We start from the raw sequence: 16,486 nt of genomic DNA on the forward strand, positions 1-16,486 counted from the left end.
GGCAAAAGATTCTCCCCCGGGTCAGGGCTCGCAGTCGACCACGACAGGCAAGTGGTCGGAGCCGTAGTGGTCGTCGTCGCGGTCGGCGATGACCGCTCTGGTGTCGACGGCCACGTCCTCGCTGACGAACACGTGGTCGATACCCATCTCGGGGAGCAGGTCGTGGAAGTCGGTTCGGCTTGTCGTCGGGCCGTGGGTGACGGTCGCTGTGTCGCGGGTGTCAACGAGCCGGCGGCCGTCCGGGAGTTCGTGCCCCTCGGCGCGCTCGTAGGCCGGTTCACCGACGACACAGTTGAAATCACCCATCACCACTGCGGGCGCATCCCGGGTGGCAGAGTCGAGATGGTCAAGCACCAGTTCGATACCCTCGACACGCGCGTCAGCCCCCTGATGGTCGAGATGCGTGTTCAGACACAGGAGGTCATCGTCGGTGTCGCGGTCACGAAGGCGGGCCCAGGTCGCCACGCGGGGATAGGCAGCGTCCCAGCCGACGCTGCTCGGCTCGGCGGGCTGTTCGGAGAGCCAGAACGTGTTCGTGGCCGCACAGTCGAAGCGCTCGGCCCGGTAGCCGATGGCCGTGTGCTCCCCGCCGGCATCGACGGATTCCCGTGGGTCACCGACCCACTCGTAGCCGTCCAGCAACACCTCTAGCTCCCGGAGCTGGTGTGCCATCGCCTCCTGCACCCCGATAATATCGGGATTGTGATACCGGATGATTCCAGCCACCAGCCGCCGCCTGTGGGGCCACCCGTCTACCCCATCCCCAGCAGTATCGTACCGCACATTGAAAGACATCACCCGCGTCGGCTTCATATGCGTTCGTTGACAGCCATCCGGGTAAGGTTTCACATTCATGCTGCTGGGGAAAGGTGTTAATCCCCGGCTACCCTGAACTGGGGTATGTCCGACCTCGGGGATTTCACTGATTTCGACGGCGACGACGCGGCGGCTGACGACGAGGCCGCACAGTCGGCCGAGACGGCCGATGACGGTGATGGGGCTGTCGATGCGTCGGAGGAAACCGACCCGACAACACAGTCTGCAGACGATGACTTCGAAGATATGGATGTGACACCGGCCGGAACAGACACCGGCCTCGGCGTCCTCTCGGCCGCGAACGGCCTCCGGATCAGCGAGGAAGCGGAGGAAACGGTCCTCCGGGCGTACGTCACCGCGCGGAACCGCTCGCGTCTGCGCATCGGCACGTATCTACTCGTCCCATACCCAGGCGGTGAGCGCCTGTTCTGCCGCATCAAGGCCCTGGAGTACGCCCAAGAGTTCCATGCCGACGACGCGACCGAAATCCACGCCCGGCGAGCGATGCGCGAGCGGGGCATCGACGAGCGGGATTTCAAATTCATCGCCGAGCTTGAGCCGGTTGCAGTGCTGTACAGCGACGGTGGCGAACTCAAACGTCGGATGACCGACCGGGTGCCAAAACCCGAAACCGTCGTCCGGGAGGCCACTGACAAGTCCGAGATCAAGACCGGCCTGAAGATTCCCGAGGACGGCGTCTTTCTGGGCCACCTTGCCGTCGGTGGCGAAAAGGTCCGGACGGCCGCCGAGCCGCCGACCATCGACTACCGGCTGAAAGACGACTACGTCGCCGGTGACCCGCTCGTGTTCCGGCACACCCTCGTTGCTGGCGGGACCGGGTCCGGGAAAACCCACAGTTCGAAAAACGTCCTGCGGCAGTATCTCGGTCGGACCTACGAGATGGGCGACGGCCGCACACCCGAACTCGCCGTCGTCCAGTTCGACCCCCAGGACGAGTACGCCCAGATGCACGACGACAACCCCGAGATGACCGACGAGTTCGAGCGGCGCTGTGAACGGGAAGGCATCGCTTACGGCGGGCACGACGACACTATCGCCTTCGTTCCGAAGGTGGCCGGGGCCGACTACAACGCCAGCCACCACCGCGCCGAGCAGGTGGAGTTCACGATTCCGTTCTCACTCGTCCACGACAATCCCTGGCTCATCGCTGGGTCAAGCCTGAACGACAACCAGTACGGCGCGCTGGTGAACACACTGCTCCCGCGGTTCAAGCGCGAATACGGGGAGGGCGGGACCTACAGCGACTTCCGGACCTTCCTCGGAGACCCCGCGCTCAAGGAGGAACTGGACGAGACGGGAGACGTGCACGAGGCTACGTTCGACGCCGTCAAGCGCCGCGTTCAGGGCTTTGGCGCGGTTTTCGACCAGGACGCCCGACCAATCACCGACCAGATTTCGCAGTTCGTCCGCGACGGCGGGCTGACGGTTATCCCGACGTACCACATCACGGACTCCCGGACCGCATCGACAATCGTACTGGCCGTCTCCAGCCTGCTCATCGACCAGAAGCTCTCGAACGACCCGGACTACGACCGCATCAAGGAGACGCCGTTCGTCCTCGGGATGGACGAGGCCCATAACTTCCTGACCGACGCCGACAGCGTGCAGGGCCGCAAGGTCATCGGGAAGTTCACCGAGGCCGCCAAACAGGGCCGCAAGGAGCGTCTCGGCCTGTACCTCATCACGCAGGACCCACAGGACATCGCCGACCCGGTGTTCAAGCAGATCAATACGACGATGGTACTCAACCTCGGCGACGAAGACGCCATCTCGGCGGTGAACATCCCCAGCAATCTGGAATCGAAGGTTCCCTACATGGAGAAGGGCCAGCGGGTCGTCTACTCGCCCGATAACTCCGAGCCAGTCGAACTCATCGGCCTGTCAACGTGTGTGACTCGCCACGGGCGAGACTGACAAACAGCAGGCCAACTCACCGATTGCAGCGGGCCGAAGATTCAAACCGGCCCCAGCGGAAGTGGACGTATGGCAAAGCGAATCCTTGTTCCGGTCGACAGCTCAGACCAAGCATCGGTGGCCTGTGCGTTCGCAGCCGAGGAGTATCCGGACGCGACACTCGTTCTCCTGCACGTCATCAACCCCGCAGAGGCCGGCTACAGCGCGGAGGCATCGATTCCCTCGTTCTCCGAGGAGTGGTACGAGACACAGAAGGCAACGGCGGAGGACCTCCTCGACGACCTTGAGTCGGAAGTGACCGAGGCCGGTGTCGAGTCCGTCGAACGCGTCATCGAGGTCGGGCGACCAACAAAGGTCATCGTGGAGTACGCGGATGACCACGACATCAACCAGATCGTCATGGGGAGTCACGGCCGCTCGGGAATGTCTCGCATCCTTCTGGGTAGCGTCGCCGAAATCGTCGTCAGACGGGCGTCCATCCCCGTAACTGTCGTCAGATAGCGCTACGGGTGCCGGACGATATGAACGTCGTATTCAGGGTCTTCTGAGACCGGTGAGCCGACGCTACAGACCGGCGTCGACACCCGCCCGGCGTTTTCACTGCCGATGAACACGATTGAGGCCTCCTCTTCGTGAGCGACTTCTCTGATTGTCCGGGTGATATTCGTCGTCGTCGATGCCATCGAGCTCACGTCTTCCGGGACCTCATAGCGGAACGACGCCGCCGGGGCGACTGACTCGGCTTGCTCTCGCATCCGGTCGGCGACCGCCTCAACAGTGAACGCCTCATCCGCGTCGAGCCAGCCGTGTTCCCGCGCGTACGCCGCATCGTCCGGAATAACAGACAGTGCAGTGATGTCCTCATCGCGGTAGTCCGCGAACTCCATCGCCCGCGTGAGCGCGGCTTTCGACAGGGCCGAGCCGTCAAAGGGAACGAGTAGTACCATATCCCACTTGTTGCCCGGTTGTGATTTATTGGTTCCGCTAACCGGGGCAATCGCAGAGAGAAAGTGACGGTGGCGACACATCCCGGTCCTGTGGTAAGCCGAGCGAATAACCCGGCAAGCTGTCTGTAACTAACTCTGTTGAGTGTGACCAATAGTCATGGAATCGATAGACGATGCACTCACGTATCCCATGGAGAACGACGACTGGACCGTGACCGTCCTCATCGGCGGGGGCCTCAGCCTCCTCTCGTTCCTCGTCGTCCCTGCAATCCTCGTGTACGGCTATCTCGTTCAGGCAATCCGCAAGCGAGCAGACGGGGCGACACAGCCGCCAGCGTTCGAAGACTGGGGGGAACTGCTTGTCGACGGCGTCAAAGCCTGGCTCATCGGTATCGTGTATATGCTCGTCCCGCTCGTCGTGTTCGGAGTAACTGTCGGCGGCAGCCTGTTCGCGCTGGCGACCGGGACTCGTGCCGGAGCGGGTGCCGGCCTGGCCGGCCTCTTCGGTGGGCTGGCCATCTCGTTCGTCCTGTCGCTGGTGTTCGGCTACGTTGCGACAGCGGCTATTATCCACTTCGCCTGTACCGGCGAGTTCGGTGCCGGGTTCGACTTCGGGACGCTACGGACGTTAGTCATGTCCACGGAGTACGCGACGCCGTGGCTGGTCTCGATTGCCCTGTTCATCGCCGTCAACGTCGTGGTGAACTTGCTCAACGTCGTTCCATTCATCGGCTCGCTTATTGCCGTGCTGCTCAGTCCGTTCGCCACCTTCTACGTGCTCGTCGTCGCGACGGACCTCTGGGCCAGCGGCTACAACGCCGCACTTGATGATCGGGATGAATCGGAGTCGGTCGGGACGGCGACGGTTTAGAAGATGTTAGCCTGCTGGTAAACTGAGATGCCGTCGTTCGTTATCTCGTAGGGTTTCGTCTCCCGGGAGTGGTTCGCGTTCCGTATCTTCTGGATCTCGACGGCGAGTCGCGTCTCGCTGGTGTCTGACCGGACGTACTGAAGGATGAACACGGCGTCCGTCAGGTATTCGATGATACCGTGTCTGGACGCGAAGGGGTTGGTCTCGCTGGCTTCGGAGACGAGCATCGTCGTCACGCCGGCCTGTTTCAGCGACCGGGTGAAATCGAACACTTCAGTGCGTCGTCGCGACTGGTCGTCGTACATCATCTCAAGCAGTGAGACGGAGTCAAGCACCAGCCGGTCGGCGTCGAACTTCTCGATGAGCGCCGGCAGCTCGCCGCGAATGTTGTCCAGACTGTTTGCCATCTCGACCGGGTCGAGGTCGACAATCGCTAGCTGGCCCTGCTCTTCGTACTCCTCAAACCCCCAGCCGCGGTCACCGGCGGTGTCCAGTATCGCGTCGTGGGACTGTTCGAGCGTCAGAAACACTGCGTTTTCGCCGCTCCGAAGGCCGTGGTGGAGGAACTGCAATCCGAACGTCGTCTTCCCGGTTCCGGCTGAACCGATAGTGACGATGAGGTGGCGCTGTGGAATCCCGCCCTGAATCATCTGGTCGAGTCCCTCGATACCGATGTCGACCCGTGGGATATCGGACTCGAACTCCTCCTCGAAGTCGCTCCCGCTGTCACCGCCACCGCTGCCGGCAGACTCGAACGCCGTGGCGAAGTCGTCGTCAAAGAGCCCGCCGCCATCACCATCGCCGGGGGACCCAGCGTCGGCATCAGCAGGCCCACTCTCGCTGCTGAAGGGGTCACCGCCGCTGTCGTCGAACGGGCTGCTGTCCCCGCCAGAAGCGGCGCTGCCGTCATCACCAAACGGGCTGCTATCACTGCCTTCAGTAAAGTCGGCGCTGCCGTCGTCATCGAACGGGCTGCTATCACCACTGCGCTTGCCGTCGTCACTGTCGGCCCCAAACGAGTCAGTGCCGGTAGACGCCGGTTCCTCGGTGTCGCTCTCGGATGGCGTCGCCGAAATGTCGTCTGCCTCAGTCGGTTCGCTGTCGCCGTCCTCGTCGTCCAGCGCACTTTCAAACCAGTCGTCGTCGGACTCGTCATCCTCACTCATACGCACGACCACCAGCCACACGAACGGCCCATAGAAGTGGATACGCGTCGGGACTGATATAATTGCTGTCGTAGAGGGTTTATATACGGCCGGCGGGAACGTCCGACAATGACTGTCGGGATCGTCGCGCAGCGGGACAACGACCGGGCTATGTCGCTTGCGAGTACACTGTGTGACCGACTGCGCGCCACGTCGGCGGCCGTCGTTGTCGACGAAACGACCGCCGGAGCGCTGGGTGACCACGACGCATGGGAGGCAGCCGTGCCCGATTCGGCTCCGGTCGATGAGATGTCCACCTGTGACCTCGTCGTGAGTATCGGCGGCGACGGGACGTTTTTGTACGCGGCCCGCGGTGCGGGGTCAACGCCGATACTGGGGGTCAATCTCGGCGAAGTCGGCTTTCTGAACGCTATTGCACCCGAAGAGGCCGTCGAGACGGTCGTCGCGGAGGTCGAACACATCCAGAAAACCGGGAGCGCCAGAACGCGGGCCAAGCCGCGACTCCAGGCCAGCGGCGACAACTGGGAGCTGTCGCCGGCGCTAAACGAGGTCGTCGTGCAGGGCGAGCGCCGCGGTCACGGCGGCGGGGCGACGGTCGATGTGTACGTCGATGACTCGCTGTACACGTCCGGCCACGCCGACGGCGTACTGGTGGCGACACCCACCGGCTCGACGGCGTACAACCTCAGCGAACGCGGGCCGCTCGTCCACCCCGACGTGGCTGGCCTCATCATCACGGGGATGGCAGACGAGATGGGGACGCCACCGCTGGTCGTCGACGTTGACAGCGAAATCGTCGTCGAACTCACAGACGCCGACAGCGGTGTCGTCGTCAGTGACGGGCGGGTTCGAAAAGACGTGGTCCCACCGGAGCGGATAACGGTCTCGCGTGCGGGCGAGCCGGTCCGGCTTGCCGGTCCGCCGCTTGATTTTTTCACCGCACTTGACAAGCTGGCCTAACGCCGACCGACGGCGTACAGCACCGGGGCGAGGACGAGCAGCACGATACCGAATAGTTTGTACTGGAACGACGATGCGAGGACGCTCGCACTGTTCGGTTCCATCGCCGATGCCGGCGTAATCACGAGCAGTGCGCCCAGCGCAATTGTGTGCAGTCCCAGCATCCGGAGCGATCGTTGCGGGAGAATTGCGACGAGCCCACCGACAAAGCCGAGTAGCAGGACATCACCGATGGTGTAGTTCAGCAGGAAACTATCGATGAGTTGCAGCGGTGACGCGAGCATTCCTATCCAGAATCTCGCCGGGATGGAATCTTTAAAGTTCCGTTACGCCGCCGACCCGCGGGCGGCGTTCGGCCGTTCACTCGCCCGCTGTCCCCAGCGGTGTGAGCAGGAGGTAGCCGGTCGATGGGGCGCCGGCTGTCCGCAGCCGAAACTGCCGCGGTTCGTCGGGTGCCGTCGAGAGGGCGACGACATCAAGGTCAGCCGTGCTGACTGTCTCGGCGTCCACTTCGTCGATACCGGCCACGAGCAGGGCTTCTGAGAGGGCTGTCCCGCTGAGGCGGTCGGACGGGACGTCGAACGTGGCCCCAAACGATTCGTTTGCTGCACGCACGACCGGGCCGTGGCCCTCGTCGGCGAAGTACAACACCGGGTCAGGATGACCGTCGAAGAGGTCGACCGGCTGTGGCTCCGGTGTGTGCTTGGCATCTGCCGACACAGTCATCGTCTCGTCGGTCGTCTCGCCGGGCGAATCAGTCACCAGCAGGTAGGAAACGCCGCCCAGCCCGCCGCCAAGCGCCAGACCGAGGCCGATGGTGACCTGTTCCGAGAGTCCGAGTGAGAACACTGACTGCACCGCCAGCGCGACGGTGGCGAGCACGACCGCTCCTGCTCCTATCCACCCGATCACGGCCGCGAGGCTGCCAAGACGGTGTCGACCGCCTGTGTCCGCCGACGACTTGCTCATCGGTACACACTCAATGGGCCATCGGTTAACGCTTTTCGAGAGGCGGCTGCCGATAAGACATATACAGTTGCCAGCCCTAGACCTGCGTAATACTGTGTCCAGAACAACAGGCGGCCCGCCGCGGGTGCTCGTCGTTGACGACGAACACGACGTCGCCGACACGCAGGCCCTGAAACTGGGTGAGCGTTACGAGACGACGGTTGCGTACAGTGGCCAAGCAGCGCTCGACGCTGCCGGCCCGGAGTTCGACGCTGTGTTGCTCGACCGACGAATGCCTGACGTGCACGGTGACGACGTGCTTTCGCGGTTGCGTGAGCGAGGGTACGACGGCATCATCATCATGCTGACCGCGGTCGACGCTGATCTGAATATTCTGGAGATGCCGTTCGACGACTACCTCCAGAAGCCGGTCGGCCAGTCGACGCTCCTGTCGACGCTCGATCAACATCTCGACAGACCCGACGAGGACGATAGGCTCGACGAGTACTTCCGGATTTCCTCGAAGCTCTCTGTGCTGGAACGCGAAAAGTCCGCGTCACAACTGGAATCGAGCGCCGAGTACACGGAGCTAAAGGAACGTGCCAGGGAACTGGAATGGATGTTGCACGCCGAGAACGATGATTTCGAAGAGCTGAAACAGACGTACCAGTCTATCAGCCGAAGCTAGGTGTTGAGAATCAGCGTCTCTTCGATGTACTCGTCGATGGTATCCCGAACCTCGGCGACAGGATTGTCGTTGCGCGTTGCGCTCTGAAGAATTACACCGTCGAGTATCGTGATCATGAACCGCGAAACCGTGTCGGGGTCGACATCGGCGAAGACTCCCTGTTCGATGCCGTCCTCGATGATCTGTACGAGTTGTCGGGCGAACAGTTCGTCCGTCTCAGTGAATTTCTCGCGGAAGTCCGGGTTCTGGACTGCCTGAGCACGCATCTCGACGTACGAACCGAGTACGGCGTTCTTGGTTGGCGTTTCGACGCAGTCCGGGAAATCGTCGAGAATGAGACTGACAAACGTCTTGATGTCCTGTTCGGGGTCGCCGGTCGACTCGATCTGAAAAATGCGGTTAAATTCCGTGAGGATGAACTCCTGAAACGACAACAGGAGGTCCTCCTTGCCATCGAAGTGGTGATAAAACGTCGATTTGCTGAGGTCGGCCTCGTCCGCGATTCGCTGTATCGAAAGTCCGGCATACCCGTATTCCCGGAGGGCACGGAACGTGGCTCGCATTATCGCCTCGTGCGAGTCCGCTGGCTCCCCGGCGAACGGAATTCCATCACTCATCCCGACCGAATATTCGTTCGGGCAGTAAATATCTTCCCACTGTTACTGAACCACAACGTTGATAGGCGACCGAACGTTCGTTCGATGTACACGGTTCGGGCGGGAGTCTGTACAGACGTATGTGGGCATATATGCCGATCTCCCACGCATGACGTCCGCTCCGGATAGAAATAACGACACGGCATGTCCGAAGTGTCCCTACGCATGAAACCACGAACATTACTGACGCTGGCTGTTGTCGCATTGCTCATGGCATCCGGAACGGCGATCGGCGCCGTGACCGGAAGTCCCGACTTCGACGCAACGTTCGTCGATAATACCGTCACACCCGGTGAGGAGACGACACTCGACGTCGTCCTCGTCAACAGCGGAACGATCGACTCCGGGTCTTCGACCCAGGGTGTCCAGAACAGCGAAGTGACGACCGCCCGCGGAACGATGGTCAAGGTCAACAGCGGCGACGCCCCGATTACGGTGACGACGAACAAACAGGCCGTTGGGTCCGTCCCAGAAGGAAAAACGGAGCCGATTCCCTTCGAAGTGAGCGTCGATGACAGTGCAAGCCCAGGAGACTATACCGTTCCAGTCATCGTCGAATACAAGTACACAAGCTATGCCTCAGAAAGCGACGGTGCACGGGCTGAAACGACCACGAGCGAACGGATCGAACTCGAAATCGAAATCGACGACGACGCGGCTTTTGACGTGGTGAACGTCGACTCCGGTGCACGCGTGGATTCGACCGGCACGGTCGCAGTCACTGTCGAGAACACCGGTGACGAGCCGGCCCGAGAATCCTCGGTAACGCTGAAATCGACGAACTCCGAACTCACAGTCGGTGGCGACGCCAGCAGCTCCCGGTTTATCGACACCTGGGAGGCCGGTGAACAGCGTACCCTCCGGTACCGCGTCGGTGCGAGCGGTGATACGAGAGCCGAACCGTATCAGTTCGACCTCCAGGTCGACTTCGACGACACGGACGGGGTGCGAAAGAGCACGACCGCCTCCTCCCTCGGTATTACGCCCAACCCCGAGCAAACGTTCACCGTCGAAAGTACCGACAGTGACGTCGCTGTCGGCGATTCCGGGACGTACAACGTGACCCTGCGCAACGACGGTCCTGTCACGGTCTCGGGCGCGACAGTGTCGCTTGCCACGCAGAACACCGCAATTACGTTCGGACAGTCCGAGTCCACGTCGCAGTTCGTCGGCTCCTGGGAGCCCGGTGAAACGCGAACGGTGAGCGTCGACGCAAGCGCCAGCGACGACGCCAAGACACAGAGCTACGCCCTGTCGGCGTCGGTAAGCTACGACGACCCCGAAGGCGATGCCGGCGTCGCTGACGACATCTCGCTCGGAATCCGGCCCGAGCCAGAGCAGTCCTTCGAGCTAGGCGACGTTGAATCGACCCTGCAGGCAGGTGACGACGGCACGCTGGAAGCGTCACTCACCAACACTGGCGACCGAACGGTCCGTAACGTTGTCCTGAACTGGGAGAGTTCCCACGACAACATCTCGCCAAAGGAAACCCAGTACGCAGTCGGCGATCTCGAGCCGGGCGAGTCGGCGACCGTCTCGTTCGATGCCGACGTGTCCGATAACGCGAACGCCGGCCCACGACAGTTCGATTTCGTCGCCACCTACCGCAACAGTGAGGACGACAGGCGCGAGAGCGACACGCTCGAAATCCGACAGAGCGTCGACGGGAGCGCCGATGAGTTCATTGTCGAGACGACGAACGCGTCCGTCAACGTCGGCGGGTCCAGCACGCTCGAAGTGACTATCACCAACGATGCCGGGCAGCGACTGACCGATATCGAGGCAAAACTGTTCGCCGAGTCACCGATCTCCGTCTCGGACGACCAGGCGTACGTCGACAGCCTTGACCAGGGTGAGTCAACAACCATCGAGTTCGGCATCAGCGCAAGCGGTGCCGCGATGACGAAGAGCTACCCCGTTTCGGTGGACTTCCAGTACGAGGAACCGGACGGAGATACGCCGGTGTCTGATACCTACCGGCTTCCGGTCTCCGTGACCAACTCCGGCGGTGGCAGTTCACCACTGACGGCGATTATCGGCGTCGCACTCGTGGCCGCCCTGGCCATCGGCGGCTACTTCAGGTTCCGCTAACGCATGGACTATCAGCGCTACATCGATTGGGCAGACGACCGCATCGTCCACGATTCACGGAAGGTGGTGCTCCTCTTCCTGGTCGTGACGGTGGTCTTCAGCGCCGGCCTCGGGGGCGTCTCGACCAATTCCGGGACGTCGCAGTTTCAGTCGATCACATCGGGTTAGAGGAAGCGTCTACTTGGGAAGAGTGTGGAAGCCACCCAAGCAGACAGCGAGATAGAAGAAGAGCACCTGCTTAATTTTGTCGTCAATAGTCTTGACGAGGAACTTTCATTAGATCTCGGCGAGAATGTCAAGGTCACGGCAGAGACGCTCTATGAGGTCCTCGCCGGCGCCAGCGCCGGCGGGACCTCGATCAATCACGTCTGCGAAACGACTGACGACTCACCACACGCTAATACCGTCCGTGGACATCTCACCGATCAGTTTGAACTGGATTCGGTTGAATCGGTTGGAGACACGCTGCTTCAACGAGATACGCTTGAGACACTTCCAGATCGACCGGTGGAGGTCTGCGCAGACCTCCACCTCGATCCCTACTACGGTGATGAGGACGAAACCGAGGCTCTGTACTCCTCACAGGCCAAGCGTGGAACAACGACGTTTCACGCCTATGCAACGCTCTACGTGCGCGTACGCAACAAGCGATACACGCTGGCGGTTCGCCAGCTCGTTGCTGGCGAAACCACCAGCGATGTCCTCGGTGAGTTTCTTGAACTCCTTGACGGCCTTGACCTCGGCGTCAAGGCCGTCTACCTTGATCGAGGTTTCTACAACAGCACCTGTCTCAAGCTGCTGTACGCGCACAATTACGCCTATGTGATGCCGATCGTCAAGTGGGGTGAGACGATTCAAAACAAACTCAGCAAAGGCTGGAGCCGCGAGATCGAACACGATCTCGCTGGCGAGGTGGAGTTCCCTGTGTTCATCGACTGCGTGTACCAGCAGGGACGGTACGACGAACACGGGGTGGCGCGTCACGGCTACGCCGCTGACGCGCCCTTTATCGACACGCCACGAGATGCACGAGATCACTACAGCAAGCGCTTCGGCATCGAATCAAGCTACCGATTAGCCAAGCAGAGCCTCGCTTTCACTAGTTCTCAGGATGCTGGACTACGGTTGGTAATGTTTGTAGTGAGCCTACTGCTTCAGAACAGCTGGCGATATCTCCACTGGAGGTACGTGGCGGCGCCCCGCCGTGGGGGGCGCCGCCTCTTGCAGTGGTCGTTCACGGAGTTTTGCGAAATGACGCTTCGCGCAGCTTGGACAGCACTTGGTGTCCGCAGGTCTGTTCCAGCGAATCAACCACTTAACGGCCGGTTCTTCCGGTAGCTGTCCATCGGGCCGGACGGCGGTCGTCAGTGGTGACACTGTCGCGTCGGCGGCAGTCCGCCGCCGACAGCGACGGTCCATCCCGAAAATCATGCTCACCAGCGGTTCGAAGATGCTCCACAGCTAGTTCGGTTTAGTTCACCGTAATCAAACGGGGTTACGCGGCTGTCGATGTGATCGACTGAGTTTACGACCGGACTGCCGGCCGAGGAGGCACTACAGGAGGTCAACGACAAGTTCTCGCCGACCTTCTCACCGGATACAGGGAGCACACAGCTGATCCAGCAGGAGACGAACGTGCTCTCGAAGCCGGCGCTGCTCCGGATGCTCAGGTCACAGCACCGGCTGGAACAGCGCGGAACGCTCCGTGTCACATCGACCTCAAGCGCCGCCAGCATTGTCGCCAAGCAGCTGGACCCGGAAGCGACGACAACTGAACAACAGGTCTATGCTGTCGAAGCCGCAACGCCGAGTGAAATCGACGCTGCCGTCAGGCGCGCGGCCGAGCAGAATCCCCGGTTCAAATCACTACTGAGCAAGGACTTCAACCGCAAAGCCGCCTCGGCGTCGGCGACCATCGGAGTCGTCACACACGAGGTCCCGGCGGGAATCTCCTCCGGGTCAGGCCAGGGCGGTTCGAGTCCGCTAACGAGCATCCAGAAACAGGCCGGGTTCACTGTCGCCAGCGCTGACCACGGTGGCATTACCCTGTTCGGTAGCGGTATCGTCGCAGACGAGTTCTCGAACGTCGTCGGCGACTCGCTCATCCTGACCGTGCCCGCGGCAGTGCTGTTCATTCTGTTTTTCCTGACGATTGCCTACCGCGACCTCGCGGACATGGCGCTTGGCCTGCTCGCGCTGTTTATGGCCGTCGTCTGGACGTTCGGCTTCATGGGGCTTGCCGGCATCCCCTTCTCGCAGATGCTCATCGCCGTGCCACCGCTGTTACTGGCGGTGGGTATCGACTTCGGGATTCACGCCGTCAACCGATATCGGGAGGAGCGTGAAACCGGGGCGTCCATCCAGAAATCGATGCGGATCACGACCGACCAACTGCTTGTCGCGTTCTTCATCGTGACCGGCACGACAGTCATCGGGTTTGCCGCGAACCTCACCAGCGCACTGCCGCCGATTCAGGACTTCGGCTACGTGGCCTCTGTCGGTATCACCTTCACCTTTCTCATCTTCGGGGTGTTCCTGCCCGCGGCGAAGGTAGAACTGGACCGGCTCCGCCAGCGCTACCCCATTCCGACGTTCAGCGAGACGCCGCTGGGCGCGGAGGATTCGGCACTCAGTGACGTGTTGCGCGGCGGTGTCGTCATCGCGAACCGCGCCCCGATCATCTTCCTCGTGCTCATCCTCGTATCTACGGTCGGTGCCAGCTACTACGCCACCGGCGTCTCGACTTCGTTCAGTCAGGAGGACTTCCTGCCGCCCGAGGAGAACCCGGACTTCGTCGAGGCCCTGCCGGAGCCGTTCGCTCCGAGCGAATACACCGTAACGGAGGTGACGAACTTCCTCGATGAACGGTTCGACACGACCCAGTCCAGTCAGGCGACGGTGTACGTAGAGGGGCCGATGCGGAACGACGCGGCGCTTGAGCAGATGTATCGGGCGGGGAACAACCCGCCGGACTCGTTTGTTCGAGAAGACGGGCGTGCTGATTCGACGTCTATCGTGACCGTCATCCAGGACCGGGCGGACGAGGACCCCGAGTTCCGCCGAATGGTCGAGCGCAACGACCGGAACGACAACGGGATCCCGGACGATAACCTCGAACAGATATACGAGTACCTGCTCGACTCGTCGGCCCGTGGCCAGGCCCTCGAGTACATCACCGAGGACTACCGGAGCGCACGCGTTGTCTATACCGTCGAGGCGGACGCGACCGACGCAGAGGTGACCACCGATACGCGAAACGTTGCCGACGACTTCCGGTATGACGCGACGGCAACCGGCTCGGTTGTCGTGTTCCAGGCCGTCTCGGACCTCATCCTGGAGTCTGCGATCCAGTCGCTGGCGATCGCACTTATCGGCGCGTCGGTGTTCCTCATCCTCATCTACAATATGCTGGAGGGACGGCCGTCGCTCGGCCTCGTGAACATCATTCCTGTCGTCGTCACGGTGGCGTGGCTCGGCGGGACGATGCGGGTGCCCAGCATCCCGTTCAACGCGTTGACAGCGACGATGTTGGCGATAACTATCGGACTGGGGGTCGACTACTCAGTCCACGTCACCCACCGGTTTGCCGACGAGTTCGACGAAAACGACCTCGAAACGGCACTGGACCGGACCGTTCGCGGGACCGGTGGCGCGCTGTTCGGGAGTATGCTCACCACGACGTTCGGCATCGGCGTGCTCGGGCTGGCTGTGTTCCCCGCAATCGGCCAGTTCGGTATCCTGACGGCGTTGTCGATCGGGTACGCGTTCCTCGCGTCCCTGCTGGTGATCCCCTCCGCACTTGTCGTCTGGGACCGAGTGTTCAACGCTGACTGGTCGGTTCGTGGCATACTCGGGTTCGGGCGGTCGCGTCCACCCGCGCCCGTCGACGGCGACGACTGACCAGTCGGTTCGGTGGGCCAGACTACCACACGTCGGTCGTGTCCGGGCGAAACACGCCACTGAAGCCTTTATTTAATGCCGTCGCTCTAGCACTGGTATGACTCACGTCGTTATCATCGGCGCGTATGGCAGTGCCGGGGCCGCAGTCGCCGGCGACCTCGTCGAGGCGGAAGACATCGAACTCACGCTCATCGACAACGGCGAGCCCGGCGGCGGCCTCTGTATTCTTCGTGGCTGTATGCCGTCCAAGGAAGTGCTCTCCGCAGGCGCCCACCGCTTTCAGGCGCGCCACGACGAACGCCTCGTCGGCGACGTGCCCGAGGTTGATCTGGAAGCCGTCGTCGAACGCAAGGACGACCACGTGCTCGACTGGGCGGGCCACCGCCGAGACTCCGTCCACGAGATGGCCGAACGCGACGACGTGACATTCATTCACGACACCGCCACGTTCGTCGACGAGCACACGGTCCGGGCTGGCGGCGAGGAACACGAGGCCGACTACGTCGTCATTGCGACCGGTTCCAGCGTGAACGTCCCGGAGACGCCCGGCATCGACGAGGTCGACTTCATGACGAGCGACCAGGTGCTCGACGCCACCGAATTCCCCGACTCCGGCATCGTGATGGGCTTTGGCTACATCGGGATGGAAATGGTGCCGTATCTGGCGGAGGCCGGCGGGATGGAGCTTACCGTTATCGAGCACGACGACCGGCCAATCGACGAAGGCGACCCGGAGTTCGGCGACGAGGCGCTCGACATCTACGAAAACAACTGGGACGTGACCATTCCGACAAACTGCTACGAGAAGGAACTGGAAGAGACTGAGGACGGCGGCGTTCGCCTCACCGTCGAGTACGACGACGGCAGCGAGGAGACGTTCGAGGCCGACCAGCTGTTCCTCTTTACCGGCCGTCGGCCGACCGTCGAAGGGCTCGGGCTGGAGAACACACCGGTCTCAGTTGACGGCGACTGGGCGAAAGACACGATGCAGACCCGCGACGCCGACCACATCTACGCCGTTGGCGACGTCAACGGGAAGGAGCCGATTCTCCACGTTGCCAAGGAGCAGGGCTTCACCGCGGCCGAGAACATCGTCCGACAGGAAGCCGGCGGCTCGCTCGAAGCGTACCGAAACGTCCACCACCACGTCATCTTCTCCGGGCTGGGTGTGTATCCGTTCGCTCGCGTCGGCCACAACGAGGAGACTGCAAAAGAGGCTGGCTACGATATTGTCACGGCGACCCGACAGGCCAGCGACGACGGCGTGTTCAAATCGAAAGACGTGCCCGAGGGGCTTGCAAAGCTCGTCGTCGACGCCGACGACGGGACAGTGCTCGGCTGGCAAGGCATGCACTACCACGCGGACAGCTTCGCCAAGACGTTCCAGACCATCGTCGAGCTCGGCCTTGACGTGCGTGACCTGCCGAACCGGGCCTATCACCCGACGCTCCCGGAGAACGTCGATGGCCTCATTCGGGACTGCGTCGACCAGTTATAATCAGTCGACC

Annotated in this window: 14 protein-coding genes and 1 pseudogene; 9 read left to right on the forward strand and 6 right to left on the reverse strand. The window is 61.9% G+C overall.

What is annotated here, in order from left to right; translation table 11 throughout:
- Positions 1-21: 21 nt before the first annotated feature.
- Positions 22-813 carry an endonuclease/exonuclease/phosphatase family protein gene (locus BDK61_RS15940; protein WP_121303731.1) on the reverse strand — a complete coding sequence of 264 codons (792 nt, stop codon included), beginning with the start codon at positions 811-813 and terminating at the stop codon, positions 22-24.
- An 87-nt stretch (positions 814-900) separates the two neighbouring features.
- Between BDK61_RS15940 and BDK61_RS15945 the strand changes: the two genes are divergently transcribed.
- Positions 901-2,751 (forward strand): ATP-binding protein, encoded by a 1,851-nt coding sequence (locus tag BDK61_RS15945; RefSeq protein WP_121303732.1) that lies wholly within the window; start codon positions 901-903, stop codon positions 2,749-2,751.
- 69 nt (positions 2,752-2,820) lie between these two features.
- Complete coding sequence (locus BDK61_RS15950) at positions 2,821-3,252, forward strand: universal stress protein (RefSeq protein ID WP_007189072.1); 432 nt, start codon at positions 2,821-2,823, stop codon at positions 3,250-3,252.
- Positions 3,253-3,254: 2 nt separating this feature from the next.
- Here BDK61_RS15950 and BDK61_RS15955 read toward each other — a convergent pair whose 3' ends face one another.
- A complete protein-coding gene (locus BDK61_RS15955; RefSeq protein ID WP_049939108.1) occupies positions 3,255-3,698 on the reverse strand; it encodes a universal stress protein in 444 nt (147 codons plus the stop codon).
- Positions 3,699-3,855: 157 nt separating this feature from the next.
- On the opposite strand from BDK61_RS15955, the gene BDK61_RS15960 reads away from it, so the two are divergent.
- Positions 3,856-4,569 (forward strand): DUF4013 domain-containing protein, encoded by a 714-nt coding sequence (locus BDK61_RS15960; protein WP_121303733.1) that lies wholly within the window; start codon positions 3,856-3,858, stop codon positions 4,567-4,569.
- Here BDK61_RS15960 and BDK61_RS15965 read toward each other — a convergent pair.
- A complete protein-coding gene (locus BDK61_RS15965; protein WP_121303734.1) occupies positions 4,566-5,735 on the reverse strand; it encodes a KaiC domain-containing protein in 1,170 nt (389 codons plus the stop codon). The genes BDK61_RS15960 and BDK61_RS15965 overlap by 4 nt on opposite strands.
- Positions 5,736-5,843: 108 nt before the next feature.
- Here BDK61_RS15965 and BDK61_RS15970 point away from each other — a divergent pair, with 108 nt between their 5' ends.
- Complete coding sequence (locus BDK61_RS15970; protein ID WP_121303735.1) at positions 5,844-6,695, forward strand: NAD(+)/NADH kinase; 852 nt, start codon at positions 5,844-5,846, stop codon at positions 6,693-6,695.
- On the opposite strand, the gene BDK61_RS15975 is transcribed toward BDK61_RS15970, so the two are convergent.
- A complete protein-coding gene (locus tag BDK61_RS15975) occupies positions 6,692-6,979 on the reverse strand; it encodes a hypothetical protein (protein WP_004963905.1) in 288 nt (95 codons plus the stop codon). The two genes, BDK61_RS15970 and BDK61_RS15975, sit on opposite strands and share 4 nt — an antisense overlap.
- A 76-nt stretch (positions 6,980-7,055) precedes the next feature.
- Positions 7,056-7,664 carry a hypothetical protein gene (locus BDK61_RS15980; protein ID WP_007189077.1) on the reverse strand — a complete coding sequence of 203 codons (609 nt, stop codon included), beginning with the start codon at positions 7,662-7,664 and terminating at the stop codon, positions 7,056-7,058.
- A 124-nt stretch (positions 7,665-7,788) separates the two neighbouring features.
- Here BDK61_RS15980 and BDK61_RS15985 point away from each other — a divergent pair, with 124 nt between their 5' ends.
- On the forward strand, positions 7,789-8,331 hold the full coding sequence (locus BDK61_RS15985; protein ID WP_004963911.1) for a response regulator: 543 nt from the start codon (positions 7,789-7,791) through the stop codon (positions 8,329-8,331).
- On the opposite strand, the gene BDK61_RS15990 is transcribed toward BDK61_RS15985, so the two are convergent.
- On the reverse strand, positions 8,328-8,948 hold the full coding sequence (locus tag BDK61_RS15990; RefSeq protein ID WP_004963914.1) for a TetR/AcrR family transcriptional regulator: 621 nt from the start codon (positions 8,946-8,948) through the stop codon (positions 8,328-8,330). The two genes, BDK61_RS15985 and BDK61_RS15990, sit on opposite strands and share 4 nt — an antisense overlap.
- A 204-nt stretch (positions 8,949-9,152) precedes the next feature.
- Here BDK61_RS15990 and BDK61_RS15995 point away from each other — a divergent pair, with 204 nt between their 5' ends.
- The 4 genes and pseudogenes from BDK61_RS15995 (at position 9,153) to BDK61_RS16010 (ending at position 16,476) form a co-directional block, all read left to right on the forward strand.
- Positions 9,153-11,078, forward strand: a complete 1,926-nt coding sequence (locus tag BDK61_RS15995) for a COG1361 S-layer family protein (RefSeq protein WP_121303736.1) — start codon at positions 9,153-9,155, stop codon at positions 11,076-11,078.
- A gap of 192 nt (positions 11,079-11,270) precedes the next feature.
- Positions 11,271-12,416, forward strand: a complete 1,146-nt coding sequence (locus tag BDK61_RS16000) for an ISH3 family transposase (protein WP_121303737.1) — start codon at positions 11,271-11,273, stop codon at positions 12,414-12,416.
- A 177-nt stretch (positions 12,417-12,593) separates the two neighbouring features.
- A pseudogene (locus tag BDK61_RS16005) lies at positions 12,594-14,978 on the forward strand (efflux RND transporter permease subunit); the annotation flags it as partial.
- 97 nt (positions 14,979-15,075) lie between these two features.
- The gene (locus tag BDK61_RS16010) at positions 15,076-16,476 is read left to right on the forward strand and encodes a dihydrolipoyl dehydrogenase family protein (RefSeq protein WP_121303738.1); all 1,401 of its coding nucleotides are present in this window, start codon (positions 15,076-15,078) and stop codon (positions 16,474-16,476) included.
- The last annotated feature ends 10 nt before the right edge of the window (positions 16,477-16,486 follow it).

Source organism: Haloarcula quadrata, from assembly GCF_003634715.1.
GTDB classification, from domain to species: Archaea; Halobacteriota; Halobacteria; order Halobacteriales; family Haloarculaceae; genus Haloarcula; species Haloarcula marismortui.